This is a genomic window from Acinetobacter sp. GN11 (genome assembly GCF_054823985.1).
In genome coordinates this window covers 1-16932 of sequence record NZ_JRVL01000057.1, presented here as the reverse complement: position 1 = coordinate 16932, position 16932 = coordinate 1, and the positions used below count along the sequence as shown (strand labels likewise).

Annotated in this window: 14 protein-coding genes; 10 read left to right on the top strand and 4 right to left on the bottom strand. The window is 40.7% G+C overall.

Annotated features, from left to right (window positions below; all coding sequences use genetic code 11):
• The 9 genes from NL42_RS07460 to NL42_RS07420 all read left to right on the top strand — a co-directional run.
• A partial coding sequence (locus NL42_RS07460; RefSeq protein ID WP_461312294.1) for a p-hydroxycinnamoyl CoA hydratase/lyase occupies positions 1-758 on the top strand: 758 nt, incomplete at its 5' end.
• Positions 759-795: 37 nt separating this feature from the next.
• On the top strand, positions 796-2247 hold the full coding sequence (locus NL42_RS07455) for an aldehyde dehydrogenase (protein ID WP_461312293.1): 1452 nt from the start codon (positions 796-798) through the stop codon (positions 2245-2247).
• Positions 2248-2328: 81 nt separating this feature from the next.
• Positions 2329-4215 carry a feruloyl-CoA synthase gene (locus NL42_RS07450; RefSeq protein ID WP_461312292.1) on the top strand — a complete coding sequence of 629 codons (1887 nt, stop codon included), beginning with the start codon at positions 2329-2331 and terminating at the stop codon, positions 4213-4215.
• Positions 4216-4290: 75 nt separating this feature from the next.
• On the top strand, positions 4291-5430 hold the full coding sequence (locus NL42_RS07445) for an acyl-CoA dehydrogenase family protein (RefSeq protein ID WP_461312291.1): 1140 nt from the start codon (positions 4291-4293) through the stop codon (positions 5428-5430).
• A gap of 81 nt (positions 5431-5511) precedes the next feature.
• The gene (locus tag NL42_RS07440; RefSeq protein WP_013198532.1) at positions 5512-6762 is read left to right on the top strand and encodes an OprD family porin; all 1251 of its coding nucleotides are present in this window, start codon (positions 5512-5514) and stop codon (positions 6760-6762) included.
• A 57-nt stretch (positions 6763-6819) separates the two neighbouring features.
• The gene (locus tag NL42_RS07435; protein ID WP_045434398.1) at positions 6820-7356 is read left to right on the top strand and encodes a DUF3237 domain-containing protein; all 537 of its coding nucleotides are present in this window, start codon (positions 6820-6822) and stop codon (positions 7354-7356) included.
• Positions 7357-7395: 39 nt separating this feature from the next.
• Positions 7396-7785, top strand: a complete 390-nt coding sequence (locus NL42_RS07430) for a PaaI family thioesterase (RefSeq protein ID WP_461312290.1) — start codon at positions 7396-7398, stop codon at positions 7783-7785.
• A gap of 32 nt (positions 7786-7817) precedes the next feature.
• Complete coding sequence (locus NL42_RS07425; protein WP_461312289.1) at positions 7818-9569, top strand: tannase/feruloyl esterase family alpha/beta hydrolase; 1752 nt, start codon at positions 7818-7820, stop codon at positions 9567-9569.
• Positions 9570-9715: 146 nt separating this feature from the next.
• Entirely contained in the window at positions 9716-10612 is an 897-nt protein-coding gene (locus tag NL42_RS07420; RefSeq protein WP_461312288.1) for a DMT family transporter, read from the top strand.
• A 15-nt stretch (positions 10613-10627) separates the two neighbouring features.
• On the opposite strand, the gene NL42_RS07415 is transcribed toward NL42_RS07420, so the two are convergent.
• On the bottom strand, positions 10628-11698 hold the full coding sequence (locus tag NL42_RS07415; RefSeq protein ID WP_461312287.1) for an AraC family transcriptional regulator: 1071 nt from the start codon (positions 11696-11698) through the stop codon (positions 10628-10630).
• A gap of 129 nt (positions 11699-11827) precedes the next feature.
• On the opposite strand from NL42_RS07415, the gene NL42_RS07410 reads away from it, so the two are divergent.
• Positions 11828-13288: a coniferyl aldehyde dehydrogenase gene (locus tag NL42_RS07410; protein ID WP_461312286.1), complete on the top strand. Its 1461-nt coding sequence runs from the start codon at positions 11828-11830 to the stop codon at positions 13286-13288.
• An 81-nt stretch (positions 13289-13369) separates the two neighbouring features.
• On the opposite strand, the gene NL42_RS07405 is transcribed toward NL42_RS07410, so the two are convergent.
• The 3 genes from NL42_RS07405 to NL42_RS07395 are packed head-to-tail and all read right to left on the bottom strand — an operon-like array spanning position 13370 to position 16882.
• Positions 13370-15382 (bottom strand): calcium-binding protein, encoded by a 2013-nt coding sequence (locus tag NL42_RS07405; RefSeq protein WP_461312285.1) that lies wholly within the window; start codon positions 15380-15382, stop codon positions 13370-13372.
• 17 nt (positions 15383-15399) lie between these two features.
• A complete protein-coding gene (locus NL42_RS07400; protein WP_461312284.1) occupies positions 15400-16338 on the bottom strand; it encodes a hypothetical protein in 939 nt (312 codons plus the stop codon).
• A 22-nt stretch (positions 16339-16360) separates the two neighbouring features.
• Positions 16361-16882 (bottom strand): hypothetical protein, encoded by a 522-nt coding sequence (locus NL42_RS07395; RefSeq protein ID WP_461312283.1) that lies wholly within the window; start codon positions 16880-16882, stop codon positions 16361-16363.
• Between the last annotated feature and the right edge of the window lie 50 nt (positions 16883-16932).

The following is a 16932-nucleotide window of genomic DNA, read 5'->3' as shown; positions in this document are numbered from 1 at the left end:
CAGAAAAGAAAAATGCCATGAGCCCGACACTCAATCGTGAAATGATTGATGTACTCGAAGCCATAGAACTTGATCAAAATGCACGTGTGCTTGTGTTGACGGGTGCAGGTGATTCTTGGACAGCAGGCATGGACTTGAAGGAATATTTCCGTGAAGTCGATACGCAGCCTGAAATTTATCAAGAGCGTATCCGCCGCGACTCATGCCGTTGGCAGTGGCAACTTCTTCGCATGTATTCAAAACCAACCATTGCTATGGTCAACGGCTGGTGCTTTGGAGGCGGTTTCTCACCTTTAGTAGCTTGTGACCTCGCAATTGCAGCAGATGAAGCAACTTTCGGTTTATCTGAAATTAACTGGGGAATCCCACCAGGTAACCTTGTAAGTAAAGCAATGGCAGACACTGTTGGTCACCGTGCAGCTTTGTACTACATCATGACAGGTAAAACCTTTAGTGGTAAAGAAGCCGAAACTATGGGCCTTGTGAATAAAAGCGTACCGCTTGAACAGCTAAAAGCTGAAGTGACTGAGCTTGCAAATTGCTTACTTGAGAAAAACCCTGTGGTTCTTCGTACCGCTAAAAATGGCTTTAAGCGTTGCCGTGAACTGACTTGGGATCAGAACGAAGACTACTTATATGCCAAACTCGATCAATGTATCCACCGGGATACAGAAAATGGTCGCCAAGAAGGTTTGAAACAATTTTTAGATGAAAAATCAATTAAACCGGGTTTACAGAGCTATAAACGTACTGGTTAACTTTTGATTCTCTAATGGCAATGTAAGGACACAACCCATGCAAAATGTACAGTTACTTATTCACGGTCAATCTGTTGATGCATCAAATCAGGCAACTTTTGAGCGTATTAGTCCCATTGATGGATCAGTGGCAACTAAAGCTGCTGCTGCAACTTTGGAAGATGTTGATCGTGCAATAGACTCGGCACAACAAGCTTTTAAAGTATGGTCGAAACTCTCGCCTACCGAACGTCGCTTACGTTTGTTAAAAGCAGCCGATTTAATGGACCAAAAGACTGAGCAATTCATTGAAACTGGAATGCAAGAAACGGGTTCAACTGCTACATGGTATGGGTTTAACGTTCACCTTGCTGCCAACATGTTACGTGAGGCAGCAGCAATGACCACACAAATTGACGGAAGCTTAATTCCGTCAGATGTACCGGGCAATCTTGCGATGGGTGTGCGAGTTCCTTGTGGTGTGATTGTTGGCATTGCACCTTGGAATGCACCTGTCATTTTGGCAACGCGTGCGCTTGCCATGCCTTTGGCTTGTGGCAACACCGTTGTATTAAAAGCATCTGAAGCTTGCCCAGCAACACATCGTCTGATTGGCGAAGTGTTATACGAAGCAGGTCTTGGCGAAGGTGTGGTGAATGTGATTACTCATGCAGCCGAAGATGCACCACAAATCGTGGAGCGTTTAGTCTCTCACCCAGCCGTGAAGCGTATTAATTTTACGGGTTCAACCAAAGTCGGAAAAATTATTGCCGAGACTGCGGCTAAATATTTAAAACCTGTTTTACTTGAATTGGGTGGTAAGGCGCCTGTCGTGGTTTTAAATGAAGCTGACATTAATGAAGCCGTAAATGCAGTCGCTTTTGGAGCATTCTTTAATCAGGGACAAATTTGTATGTCGACCGAACGTGTTTTGGTTCAAGACAAAATTGCCGACCAGTTTATTGAAAAACTGATTGAAAAAACCCGCTCTATTCAGGCAGGTAATCCGACCTTAAAAGAAAATGCTTTGGGGGTTTTAGAAAGTCGCCGCGCTGCAAACCGCATTCAGCATTTATTGGAAGATGCTCAAAACAAAGGTGCTGACTTACCTTTAGGCATTCATATTGAAGACACTACCATGCAACCGACACTGGTGCTCAATATTAAACCTGACATGCTGCTTTACCGCGAAGAATCATTTGGACCTGTATGTACTGTACAACGTTTTTCAAGTGTTGAAGAAGGCGTAGCACTGGCAAATGATAGTGAGTTCGGTCTTTCTTCGGCAGTCTTTAGCCAAAATATTTCACAGGCATTAGAAGTCGCTCAACAAATTGATTCAGGTATTTGTCACATTAACGGCGCAACCGTACATGATGAAGCTCAAATGCCATTTGGTGGAACAAAATCGAGTGGTTACGGACGTTTTGGTAGTAAAGTCTCTGTTGCCGAATTTACCGAACTACGCTGGATTACCATTCAAACCCAATCACGTCATTACCCGATTTAGTCAGGGTAATGCGGGCAACAACATATTAAATAAAAATTGCATGATGCAAAAAACAAAGCGCAGTGATGCGCTTTCCATGGAGTGAAAGAAATGCAAATGAATGCCACTCAATCACAAGACCGCGAACGGTTCGTAAAATTAGGGCAACATGATATTCATTATCACCATAAAGATGACACGCTCTATATCAGCCCAAAAGAGCAATTAAAACCGTATCCACAAAAACTGACAGATCGGTTAATTCATTTTGCACAAACCAAACCAGACCATATTTTTGCAGCAAAACGCAATGCTCAAGGTGAATGGGTCAAACTGAGTTATGCAGAAGTTTTACAACGTGCATGGCACATTGCTCAGGCATTACATGAACGTAAGTTAAGCCAAGAAAGACCTCTGGTTATTTTAAGTGGTAATGATCTCGAACATTTAACACTCTCTATGGGTGCTATGCTGGCAGGTGTGCCTTTTTCAGCAATTTCACCAGCCTACTCTCTGATTTCTCAAGACTTTGGCAAACTGAAACATGTTTTTGAAGTGCTTACACCCGGCTTAGTCTACGCTAGCGATGGTCAGGCCTTCGCCAAAGCGATTCAGGCTTGTATTACATCCGACATTGAAGTGGTGACCAACAAGGGTCTTGTGGGCAATCAGATCTGCACGTCTTTTCAATCTCTGTTAGATACGCCTGTTTCAAATGTTCAAGAGTTTTATCAAACCCTTGATGAAAACCAGATTGCCAAATTCCTATTTACCTCAGGTTCAACCAAACTCCCTAAAGCTGTGCCGACCACGCATTTAATGTTGTGTGTTAATCAGCAAATGCTATTACAGACTTTCCCTGAGTTTGAAGAAACGCCACCTGTCCTACTCGACTGGCTATCTTGGCACCACACCTTTGGCGGCAGTCACAATGTAGGCATCGCGCTCTATAACGGCGGTACGATTTATATTGATGATGGCAAACCTGTTGAAGGCAAATTTGACGAAACCATTCGTAACCTCAAAGAAATTTCTCCAACCGTTTATTTAAATGTCCCAAAAGGTTGGGAAGAACTCACCGAAGCTTTAGAGAAAGATGAAGAGTTAAGAGACCGCTTTTTTGCCAAAGTTAAAATTTTATTCTTTGCAGGTGCGGCGCTTTCAGAAGCTGGCTGGAACAGACTCGATAAAATTGCCCAGCAACATTGCGGAGAAAAAATCCGCATTATGAGCGGATTGGGCATGACTGAAACTGCACCATCTTGTGCTTTTACAACAGGTCCACGCGTGATGGCTGGCTTTATTGGTTATCCTGCTCCGGGATGCGAAATTAAGCTGGTTCCATGTGGTGACAAACTTGAGTTTTGTGTTCGTGGCAAACATGTCATGAAAGGATATTGGCGCTTAAAAGCAGACCAGCAAAGCACTGTGTTTGATGATGAAGGCTTTTTCCATACTGGCGATGCTGTTCGTTTGGTCGATGTAAATGATCCAACCAAAGGCCTCATGTACGACGGACGCATTGCCGAAGACTTTAAACTTAACACTGGTACTTTTGTAAATGTCGGCACAATACGCAACAAAGTGCTCATCCAAGGTAATTTACTGGTTCAAGATGTCTGTATTACAGGTTCAAACCTAAATGCGGTTGGCTTTTTGATTTTTCCAAAATTAGAAGCTTGTGCTCAATATTCAGGCCTTAAGCTTAGTGAGCATTCTGCAACAGAGATATTACAGCATCCTAAAGTCCAACAATGGTTCCGCCAATTTTTAACGACCTTTAATAAAGATGCAACTGGCAGTTCAAATACAGTCTCAATGCTTTATTTAATGACTGAACCACCTCAGCTCGATGCAGGCGAAGTCACTGATAAAGGTAATCTCAATCAAGGCAATATTACTAAACGTCGTGCTGCCTTAATTGATGAACTTTATCAAAAACAGGTCGAAAACCCGCTGATTATTCGGGTACCCACCTTAAAGCAATAAGCAATTGAATTAAAAAAGGAAGCTCAAACTTTGGTTTGGGCCATAGCCTCACTTTTGCCTAAAAAAAGGTTCAACATGCCACACGATACAGATTTTGAACTATTTCGGGACAGTTACTGCAGGTTCTTAAAAGAACAGGTTGCTCCGTATTATGAACAGTGGGAACACGATGGCCTCATCCCGCGTGACCTATGGCTTCGTCTTGGGGAAAATGGCTTTTTGTGCGTAGATGTGCCCGAAGAATATGGGGGTTATGGTGCTCCTGTTCATTACTCGCTCATGCTGGTTCAAGAAACTGCTCAAGCTGGCTTTGCATCTTTAGCTGTTGCCATTGGTGGGCAAAATGAGCTGGTCTCTCCTTACCTGCAAAATATTGGAACTGAAGAGCAAAAACGTTATTGGCTACCCAAAATGGTGACAGGTGAAGTGGTCACCGCAATTGCGATGACAGAGGCGAATGCAGGCTCGGACTTACAGGCCATACGCACTCAAGCCATTTTAGAAAATGACCACTACCGTATTAATGGTTCAAAAACCTTTATTTCAAATGGTTTGCATGCAGACCTAATTATTTTAGTAGCTAAAACCAATCCACAAGCTAAAGCAAAAGGTATTTCGATTTTACTAGTCGATGCCGCTTTAGACGGCGTTAAAAAAGGCCGCTCTTTACAAAAAATCGGACTACATGCCCAAGATACAGCCGAACTGTTTTTTGATGATGTGTATGTTCCTGCAACCCAGCGTTTAGGTGAAGAAGGACAAGGCTTTGCCTATTTAATGCAAGAGTTACCTCGCGAACGTTTGAGTATTTCAATGATGGCTTTGGGGTCAATTTTAGGAGCCATCGAACTGACCAAAGACTATGTTTTGGAACGTAAAGCTTTCGGGCAACCGTTAAGTCAAATGCAAAACACACGCTTTGTGCTCGCAAACGCGCAAATCAAAGCAAAAGCTGCTCAAGCCTTTGTAGATCAATGTGCAGCGCTATATCAACAACAACAGTTAAACGTGACTCAAGTTGCCGCATTGAAATGCTTTATTACAGATGTTCAATGTGAAGTGATTGATCAATTACTTCAGCTTTTTGGCGGCTACGGCTACATGCAGGAATACCCGATTTCACGCTTTTTTGTGGATGCACGGGTACAAAAAATTTATGGGGGAACCAATGAAATTATGAAAGAAATCGTGGCCCGAGAACTGCTCGGAAAATAATTCGATTTAAAACCAAACAAGGCAGACACAACAACTATGCCTTGTTTAAAACAAAAAAATGTTATTTCAGGAAGAAATGCTATGTCGAAATTATGGATGTACTCTACCCTCATGCTCTCTGGTTCAGTGTGGGCTGGCAATTTTATTGACAACAGTTCAGTAGAACTCACCACACGAAATTTCTATTTTGACCGCGACTACCAAGAGCAATCTGCTTACCCTGCTGCCAAGGACTGGACACAAGGTTTTATTCTTAAAGCCAATTCAGGTTATACCGAAGGGACTGTCGGTTTTGGGCTGGATGTGCTTGCAACGGCGGGTTTTAAACTTGATGCCGATGCAGAGCATGGCGGTACAGGAAACTTACCTAGAGACACGCGCACCAATGAACCTGCTGACTCTTATGGCGAAATTGGAGTCACAGCAAAAGCCAAAATGAGCCAAACTGAACTACGCATTGGTACCTTAATGCCAATGAACCCAGTTTTAGTGGCTTCACCTGCTCGTTTACTTCCTCAAACCTATCGAGGAATTTCACTCACCAGTAAAGATATTAAAGACTTCGACTTACAAGCGGCCTACCTCGACAAAGTGAATCATCGTGATTCGACCAACTATGAAAAAATTAAAATTTCAGGGGTGAATGGACGATTTAAAAGTGCTGAGACTGATGGTCTCTATTATTTAGGTGGAAACTATCAGCTTGATCCAACAATCAAACTCACAGCTTTTTACATGGATGTTGATGATCTTTATAACCAGACCATGGTCGGTGCCCTACACCAACATAAAATTAATGACACCACTAATCTTAGCTCGCAATTACGCTATTACCGTAGCCGAGATGACGGACAAGCAAAAGCAGGCTTAGTCGATAATGATCTTTATCATGCGCATTTCGAACTTAAACATCAAAACCATAAATTTATTTTTGGAACCTTCCAACATCACGGCGACACCGCGTTTCCGTATTTGACTGGAGGTGAAACTGGGCTTCTCATCGACACATGGCCAGGTGAGTTTTTAAACCCAAAAGAGAAAGCCTATAGCTTCCGCTATGAATATGACTTTAAAGATTATGTGCCGGGTTTACGTTTCATGACTCGTTACACTACAGGTCACAATATTTATGCACCCAACTTAGGTGGAACCAATCTAAAAGAACGCGAAACAGACTTTGATTTAGGTTACACCGTTCAAAGTGGCTGGTTAAAAAATCTAGGGCTACGCGCACGCTATGCCATTTATGACAACAACATGCTCTCTACTGCCAACATCAAACCTGTAAACGAAACCCGTATCAACATCGACTACACATGGAAATTTAAATAATTCAAAACGAGAGGTTCTGTCACATATAGAACCTCTTTTTATTTCGGGAAATTCATCATGAAGAAAGTTGTAACGCTACTCTGCGGAATGAGTCTGATTGCCCTGACTCATGCCGAAACGCAATATAGCCCACCACCCATTCAGCTTGAGCCTTTAGCAAAATTTAGTGTTGATTTAAATGCGCCGGTTTGGGAATTAGGCACTACTAGTGACGCAGGTAAACGCCGAATTATTCCCATTACAGGTGGGACATTTGAAGGCAAATCACTTAAGGGCCGCATTTTAAATAATGGCGCAGATTGGCAAATTGTCGACAGTAAAGGATTGGCAATTATTGATACACGATATTTGTTAGAAACCGATGACGGTGCACTCATTTATCTTCAAACCAAAGGTTACCGACATGGCTCAGCAGAAACACTAAAACAGCTTGCTCAAGGCAAAGATGTCGACCCGAAAAATTACTATTTCAAAATTACCATGCAGTTTGAAACCAGCTCACCTAAATATGCATGGCTTAACCAGACCGTTGCAGTAGGTAGTGCAATGCGTTTGGGCAAAGCAGTTATTTATGATGCCTATACCCTGAAATAATAATTTTTATAACACTTACAAAAGGATGGACCCTTCATTATGGATCAAAAAATTTTAGAACACTTACCCCCCATTCATCACCATTTGGGTGGATACAATATTCATTGGAATGACAAAAACACTGAACTCACCATCCACTACACGGCGCTAGAAAGCTTTACCAATCCACGCGGTACCGTTGAAGGTGGCATGATCTGCGCGATGCTTGACGACGTGATGGGGCTTTTTGCATTTCTTGCCAATAACCATAAACCAGCCACCACCATTAACTTAACGATGGATTTTTTAAGACCCTGTGCTGTGGGCGAAGTCATTACAAAATGCCGATTCATTAAACAAGGCAAAACCGTACTGAATCTCGAAAGTGAAGCTTGGCAAAACAACAAAATGATTGCACGAAGCACAGCTAATTTTCTGGTTTTAGATTAATTGCGACCATTCATTCAATAAGGATATGAATAATGAATTACACCAACAATAAACGAATTTTGACCCACTCGGCTTTAGTGCTAGCCATGCTTGGCGCTTTAGGAGGCTGTGGAAATGATAATAATGACACACAGGCTCCTTCAACAACAAAACCACCTCAGTTGTCGCCTGCTGTAGGTGCAAAACTAACTGGAAGCTGTACGGACTTACTTGGGTTTCAATACAACAATACGGTCATTAGCTCAGCTACCCTTCAAGAAGCAGGCACATTGACTGTCGCCAACAAACCGATTGGCGCTCATTGTTTGGTCAAAGGTTATATGGACCAACGGGTAAGCCCTGTCGATGGACAAACCTATCAAATTGGTTTTGAAATGCGCTTACCTGTTGATTGGAACGGCCGTTTTCTCTATCAAGGCAATGGTGGAACCGATGGTAATTTAATTCCTGCAACGGGTCAGGTCGGCAGCGGTGGTCCACTTACCAATGCCCTAGATGATGGTTTCGCTGTTATTTCTTCCGATGCTGGACATAATGCCTCACAAAATCCAATGTTTGGTTTAGACCCTCAAGCCAGAATTAACTACGGCTATGGTGCGATTACCAAACTCACGCCTATGGCAAAAAACCTGATAAAAGCCGCATATGGTAAATTACCAGACCGCTCATATGCAGGCGGCACATCGAACGGCGGGCGTCATGCCATGATTGCTGCAACTCGTTTGGGCGACCAATATGATGGAATTTTAGCAAGTACACCGGGTTTTCATTTACCTCGTGCAGCCGCGGCTCAACTCTACACAGCGCAGCAGCTTCGTCGTGTCGCAACAGATGAAAATGACCTAAGTACCGCTCTTACCCTTTCAGAGCGTAAAGTATTAGCAAAAGCGATTTTAGATCGATGCGATGCCTTAGACGGTGTTGCAGATGGCTTGGTTCAAGATGTCGAAGCTTGCCGTACGGCTTTTGATATTCACAAAGATGTACCTGTTTGCTCAAGCACAAGAGATGGTACATGCCTAAGTACCGAACAAATTGATGTGTTAGCCAACATTTACCGCGGCCCTGTAAACTCTGCTGGACAAGCCCTCTATGCAACCCAACCTTTCGACCCAGGTTTAGTCGGCAGTAACTGGGCAAGTTGGAAATTCGAATCTTCGGTGGGAACAGCGCGTGACCCTGTTGCAGTCGGTATTCTTTTTCAGGTTCCGCCAGACCCAACTGTGACTCAGAATTCTAGACAATTCGCCTTTAATTTTAATTTCGATACCGACTATCTAAAACTATCGGCAACTAATGACGTGTACACAGAAAGTTCGATGTCATTCATGATGCCACCCGATGAACTCACTCTGGATAAACTCCGCAATCACGGTGGAAAAATGATTGTGGTACAAGGCACAGCAGACGGCGTTTTCTCTGTAGATGACACTCAAAATTGGTACGATCAACTACTACAACACTATAAAAATGATGCGAAAGGTACAGCACCTGAATTTGCACGTTTCTTTAGAGTTCCGGGCATGAACCATACCCGTGATGGCATTGCGACCGACCAATTTGACGCTTTGACTGCTTTGGTCAACTGGGTTGAATATGGACAAGTGCCTGACAAAATCATTGCGACTGCACGCGGCGCAGGTAACCCAAGTGGTCAAGTGAATACTGAACTTCCTCAAGACTGGGCACCAGACCGTACCCGTCCACTTTGCCCTTACCCACTGATTGCTCGTTACAATGGTCAGGGTGATAGTGAAAAAGCGGAAAACTTTAGCTGTAAATAACGGGTATTCAAAATTAAAAAGAGAGCTTAAATAAGCTCTCTTTTTTTATTTTACTAAGTATCACTATTGAATCATTATCAAATGATATTTCATCCAATACCTGCATCGCTGCTAAGATAACACCGAAACCAAAAACTCATTTCTATATGCAAAATCAGACTGCTCCAAACCTCCCCTCAAATCAACTTGGAAAAGCACTGCTTTGTCTTATGACATCGGCATTATTATTTTCCATTATGGGGGTGTGCATTCGTTTTGCTTCAGAAACGGTGGACAATGCAACTGTCGTATTTTTTAGAAATGCAGTGGGTTTATTTATTTTTATTCCGATGCTGTTTAAACAGGGCTTAGACTTCGTTAAAACCGATAAACTCTGGATGCACACTTGGCGAAGTCTAGTGGGTCTTGCTGCAATGTATGGTTTTTTCTATGCCATTGCGAACTTAAAACTATCAAATGCCATGGTTTTTAGTTATTCATCTCCTATCTTTATTCCACTGATTGCATGGCTTTTCTTAAAAGAAAAAATCACTAAGTCTATGATTTTTGCTGCTGTGATTGGACTCGTTGGGGTTTTATTTGTCGCTAAACCTGACCAAGGCCTACTCAATGCATTGTCCTTTATTGGTTTAGGCGCATGTTTTTTATCAGCGATGGCTTTTGTAACTGTAAGAGCTTTAACCAGTACAGAACCGCCTGAGCGTATTGTTTTTTACTTCTGTATTTTTGGTAGCTTAATTTCATCAATTCCAATGTTCTGGCATTGGCGTATTTTCACTTGGCACGAACTCGCATTGCTGATTGCCGCAGGACTTTTAGCAAACATTAGCCAACTATTTATGTCTTATGCTTATAGCTTAGCGCCAGCAGGACAAATTGGCCCAATGAATTACATTGCCATTATTTTTGCAGGAATTTGGGGATTTGTTTTTTGGCATGAATTACCAGATCTGTTTAGTATGATCGGCATATTTATTATTTTATTTGCGATTTTGCTCTGTAATCCTTTTTTGCAGAAAAAGTTATTCTCTCAATTTAAGTAGTAGACAAACCTGATTCTAATTTAGGTACTGTATTCGATACTCATTCGGTGAAATGCCTGTCCAGTGCCGATAGGCTTTTCTAAAATTAGAAGTATCTGAAAAGCCAATTCTCTCGGCAATTTCATCTATAGATAAGGTCGTCTCTCGCAAATATTCATCCGCAAGACGGCGCCGAGTTTCATCTAACAATTCTTGATAGGTTAAATTAAAACCCGCTAACCGCCGATGTAAAGTACGTTTTGAAATATGCAACCGCTCAGCCATTTCTTGGGCCGATGGGAAAAGTCCTGTTCCTTCTAACAAGATCAAACGAATCGTTTTCACCAACTCAGGCTCTTCAAGTTCAGCTGTACCTAACATCCGCTCACAAAACGACTTACACATATCAGCGGTAATCGGGTTAGCATTTGGGCAAGGCACATCAAGCCACTTTAACTCAAAGTGCCATTGCATTACGCCAGCATCAAACTGAACAGGACAATCAAACACTTTTTCATATTCTTCCGCATAGTCAGGCGCTGGGTATGGCAATAAAAGCTTCTTCGCTTGAAATGGTCCTTCAAGCACACGTTCAATTAAGGTTTGCATGGAACTAAACCAAAACTCGCACACTAAAGGTAGAAGCTTACCCAGTGCAATAATGTCCTGCCCTTCAAAAATGGCAACATCATCTCGAATATAAAAAGACTTCTTTAAAATAGGCCCTGCAAGCTTAATGTGTCGAATGCCAAGCTCTACCGCTTGTCTAAAATTACGCGAAGAGTAAAGCGCGTAACTATACACTCCAAAATCTGACAGCCGCTGCTTTTGTCCTGCACGTAATCCAATTAACGGATCATGAGATAAACGTTGAATATTTTGAAATAACTGGATTTTTTGAAGTTGAGAAATATATAAAGACGGTTGATTCATCGCATCTGGTGAAATATTTGTACCGGATAGAACATCTGACATTGAATGGCCTTGCAAGCCTATTTCATCAAATAGACTGGTCAAACCTAGCAAATATGTATTCGAACCTAAGGATGTATTATTATAATTTCCTTCAATAACGCTATTTGCATTTTTATAAAGATTTTTAGGCATTTAACTCACACCATTCCTAGAGTGACGTGCATAATGGCACTAAACTACCTCTTGTTGTCTCAATTTAACATCGACCATACGACGCTTCAAGCATAAAGTATGATAAGCAAAAGTATGGAAGGAACAATAATGGAAAGCTCCACTTTAAAAGAATATAGCGGCTCTGCCACAGAACATATGGAACTTATTTTTTCCAAACAACGTGCCAATTTTGAGGCAGATCCCTACCCAAGTCTTGAGTCACGTCGCACAAAACTACATCAGCTCAAGAAACAAATTATTCGTTATCAAGATGCTTTGGCTGCTGCGATTAATGCTGACTTTAGTTCAAGATCACTGGATGAATCTAAACTATTAGATTTACTTGGCTCTGTGTTAGAGGCTGATCATGCAATTCATCACTTACGCCGCTGGATGCGCCCAAGTAAACGCCGTACGGAACTTTTATTTTTATCAAATCGTTTAAGTGTGCAATACCAACCTAAAGGCGTGGTTGGTGTAATTGTTCCTTGGAACTTTCCAGTTTATTTAGCACTTGGGCCACTGATTGCCGCATTAGCTGCGGGCAACCGAGTCATGATTAAACTCCCTGAAATTACACCTACTACCAATGCAATGCTTCGACGCATGCTGGCTGAAGTCTTTAATGAAGATGAAGTAGCCGTGTTTGGTGAAGAGATTACAGACCCAGCAAGATTTACCTCTTTACCATTTAACCATATTGTCTTTACTGGCTCCCCAGCTATTGGCAAAGTCGTCATGCGAGCAGCAGCTGAAAATCTAACTCCTGTTACACTCGAATTAGGTGGTAAATCACCTGCAATTGTAAGCCGCAACTACCCGCTTGCCGATGCTGCAAAACGCATTACACATGGTAAAGCAACAAATAGTGGTCAAATCTGTGTAGCGCCTGACTACGCGTTGGTTCCCAAAGAAAGTATTGATGAATTTGTAGGTGCTGCAAAATCAAGCTTTATACAAATGTTTGGTCAAAACATTGAAAATAATGAAAATTACACATCCATTGTCAATGACCGTCATTTAAAACGTATTCAAGATATTTTGACCGATGCACAAGAAAAAGGTGCACGCATTATTCCTTGCGACACGTATAGCTTTGACCAACAAGGCCGTAGAATGCCTGTACAGATTGTGCTGAATTGCACACCAGATATGCGCATTATGAAAGAGGAGCTTTTTGGTCCTATTTTACCTGTGGTGGCTTATGATTCTTTAGACGATGCAATCATCTATGTGAAATCGGATGAACGACCTTTAGCACTTTACTTCTTTACACATAGCTCAGTAGAACGTGATCGTATTTTACGTGAAACTCATTCAGGTGGCGTGACCATCAACGATTGGGGTTGGCATGTAGTTAACCATGATGCCCCTTTCGGCGGTATCGGAAACTCAGGCATGGGGTCATATCATGGTGAAGAAGGCTTCCGTGAACTTTCTCATGCAAAAACTGTATTTATCCGCCATCGGTTTTTCCCGACTCAGCTTTTCCACCCTCCTTATGGGACGTTCCTACAAAAATTAGCGATTCGCTTCTTCTTGAAAAAGGGCGATCCAAATATTAAGTAACTATTATAGAAAAAGCCTCGTAATGAGGCTTTTTTATTGATTTAAATAAATAAGTTGTTTTTTAAGAGAATAATAAAAAATTTAGGCTATAAACTGTTGATTAAATGATGTATTCCATAAACTAATATTATTTACCATTGAAAATGAAGTGTTATCAAATACGATTTGATCATCAACTTCATCAAACTGATATTTTTGAGTCAAAATATTTTTAACATTTTGAGAATTTTCACTATCACTATTCGCATTGGTAATTATCAATAATTTATCAACATCAATATCAGACTTTTGCATATCTTCAATTGTTAAAAGATTAAGTCGATAGTCAACATCAGAGCTTTCTTCTAATACCAAAGAGTCTGTCAGCACTTGCGTATTGTTCCCTTCAAGCTGTTCAACTAATGATTGGTTATCTGACAACTCATCAAATAAATAACCGTACTCTTCGTAGTTAGAATTTATGTCAGCTAAACCATTCAATAAATCTGTTAATGATTCATCCTCATTACTGTCTATTGAAGCGGAATTCTGTAAATCTTGAATAGTCCATACAGTTTGATCTGCAAAAGTAATCGTTTTAAAAGCTGATGACTCCTGAAATACTCCAAGAATTTCCAAGAAATCGCCAGTATCATCAATACTAACAAAAACATTCGTATATGAAATTTCAACCGAAATATCGCTTGGTAATACATCCATTAAAATATAGGTTTCTGTTGGAAGTGAGTTTGCACCAACCGCAGAATAAACTATGTCATGACCATAGCCACGGTTAAAAACATAAGTATTGACTCCATTGCCACCATCTAAATAATCATCACCTATACCGCCATCAAAATAATCATTACCTGTGCCGCCATCTAAATAGTCATTACCGATAGAACCATACAAATGATCATTTCCAGCAAGACCATAGATTGTTGCATCATAGGCATTCATATTAACTAAATAGTCATCATCTTCAGTGCCTAACAAGGGGTGAGCTAAAATATCGGTAATGGTCCAGACAGTTTGATCTGCAAAAGTTATAGTTTTTAAACCAATATTAGCATTCCATGGATCTTTGATATAAAGCTGATCAGTTGTATCTTTAATTCTTAAAAAAACATAGTCTGCCGATGCATTTACCCAAATATCATCGGGTAAAACATCAAGAATAATATGTGTCTCAGCGATATACTGAGATTTACCTTCATAAAAATCATAACTTCGAATCGCATCTACACCATCTCCTTTATTGAAGATATAAGTATTTATACCTGAGCCACCCTCCAGCTCATCACTCCCTCGCCCACCAATAAGCGTATCATCTCCATCCTCCCCAAATAAATGATCCTCTCCATCCCCACCTTCTAGTAGATCATTGCCATAGCTACCCCTTAAAGAATCATTACTACGTCCACCGACCAAATGGTCATTGCCATAGTCACCCTTTAAATAATCATTACCACTCCCACCAACTAAATAATCGTTACCTGTATCCCCACCAATCACTTTATCCCCAATATCAGTAGATATAATATTATTTCTATTTTCCACTACTATTGGGACAGTTTCAGCACCAAAGTTATTTTTAGCAAGGTCACCTTCAGATAACCCTGTATCTGTACTTGCGTGTGTGTTTGTTTCTATATGGTCCAACATAATCGGTGAACTTTTAGATGGGACTCTGGTGCCTAATCCACCATGGTTTAAATATGATGAAAGTGAATCACCTCTATCAATTTCTTGAACCAAGTCTAAATCAGCACTTTCTTCAAAGTTACCCATTCCTGTATCACTGAGTAATTTTTCCCATAACAACCACCACGTTTTAATGTCATCCAATAAAGCGTTTACGCCATTTTTAATATAGTCATAAACCGTATCACCACCAATAATCGAACCGACTATTCCACCCACAATCGCTAAACCTAAAGTCACAGGTGCAGATATGGCTGTAAATGCTGCCACACCTCCTACCACCAACGCACTACCAATTGATCCTGCAATCCACTCTGCCGTGGTATGAGCCACCCAATCGTCTATAATTTGTTGTTTTTGTTCTGACGTTTCGGCTGCTTGGACTTGAGAACTTAAAGCAATTAATCCCAATACCGTTAAAGCTGGTCCTAAACCCCTCCAGTTTTCCCTGCTACCTCCAAAAAGTGTGATTTTTGTATGTCTGTTAAATAAGGGCTATTTTGTATATGAGTTTCTCTAATTAAACCTAACTGAGAATTATAGATCTCTGAATATCCATAGGCTTCATATTGAGGCCGAATCTCATAAGTGGGATTTTGTATTGTAATAAATGGGTCTATCGTGACATCTTCCACACCAAAATATTTAGATAAAACCTGACCGGTATCCACAGCGGCAATACGCCCCGTGCTAGTATCTCGAACATATTGGAATTCAGACATTATCAACACAGACTGTGTTTTTATATCCTCGAAAACCTGGCTATATCCATTACTTTGTATATTGGTACGCAACTCATCTATTGGTATACCATTAATACTGGTTACATTTGGATTATCCAATAATGTTGGTAATTCCGTTTGTGCCCAAATACGGTTATCATCAGCAAAGGGAACTAAAGCTAGAACATCTCCTTTGGTATCTCTGGCATACACTTCTGAAATCGTGTTCCATATACTTGGTACATATTCCCCTGTACTCGGGTCAATGCCACCAGAACCATTCCAAAACTCATAGGCTGCCGTACCTTCTTTATTAAATTGATCAGAATCAATAACCCCCATAGAATTTAAAGTGTTTTCTAAAGCATCAAGAAAAGCTATATTTTCTGCCAAACGAGAGACATCTGTCTGAGAAATTCGCCCAATTTCCCCATAAGAATTTACACTAATCGATTCTTGATATAGTCCTGTACTTACATCTTGGTCTAAAAAAGCACTGCCTGAATAATAGGAGGTAAGTGTTGTATTATCGCTCAAACTTCCTGATGCTTGACTCACCAAATCATGCAGTTCATTTAAACTATAAATATAGCCTGAAGCATTAGCATTGCTAAGCTCTGTAATTATTTCATTATAAGTTTTCATGATTTATTTCTTTTTTAATAAGTTACCAAGCATAATGTTCAAATGGATGATTTAAAAATAGTTGTACGTCTACAAATTGCTGATTTATTGAGTTGCGATTTTTTAATTTTGCTAAAAGGGCCTCTCTTATTAACTCTATTAAAATATCCTCTCGACCAATGAATTTAGGTGGCACTACAAAAGGAGTTAAATAAATTTTTCTGCCATATATTTTTTTTTCTATATCAATTGGATAACTAATCATATCCGATACTTGTAACAATACGAGCTCATCTTCTGCATAGAACACATAGGCAGCTGGAGCATGTTCTACTCCCGCAGCAACCCCCCTATGTATCAATATCAAACCGATATGACGTTCATCGTCAGCATAGATATAAATTCTGTCATTGAATTGCCGATCATTTCTATCTCTTTGCCAATGACCATAAAGGTAATTATGCTCTTTTAAAACCTCATGAGGTAGTTTCCAATAGCGTTCATATATAGCTACATGTTCGGGTTTACTTTCAGTAATTTTGTTTTGGTATGCAATAAAACTCATTTCTTATTAATCGCCTTTCGCTACTTGTTAGTTCAAATTTTTCAAATATT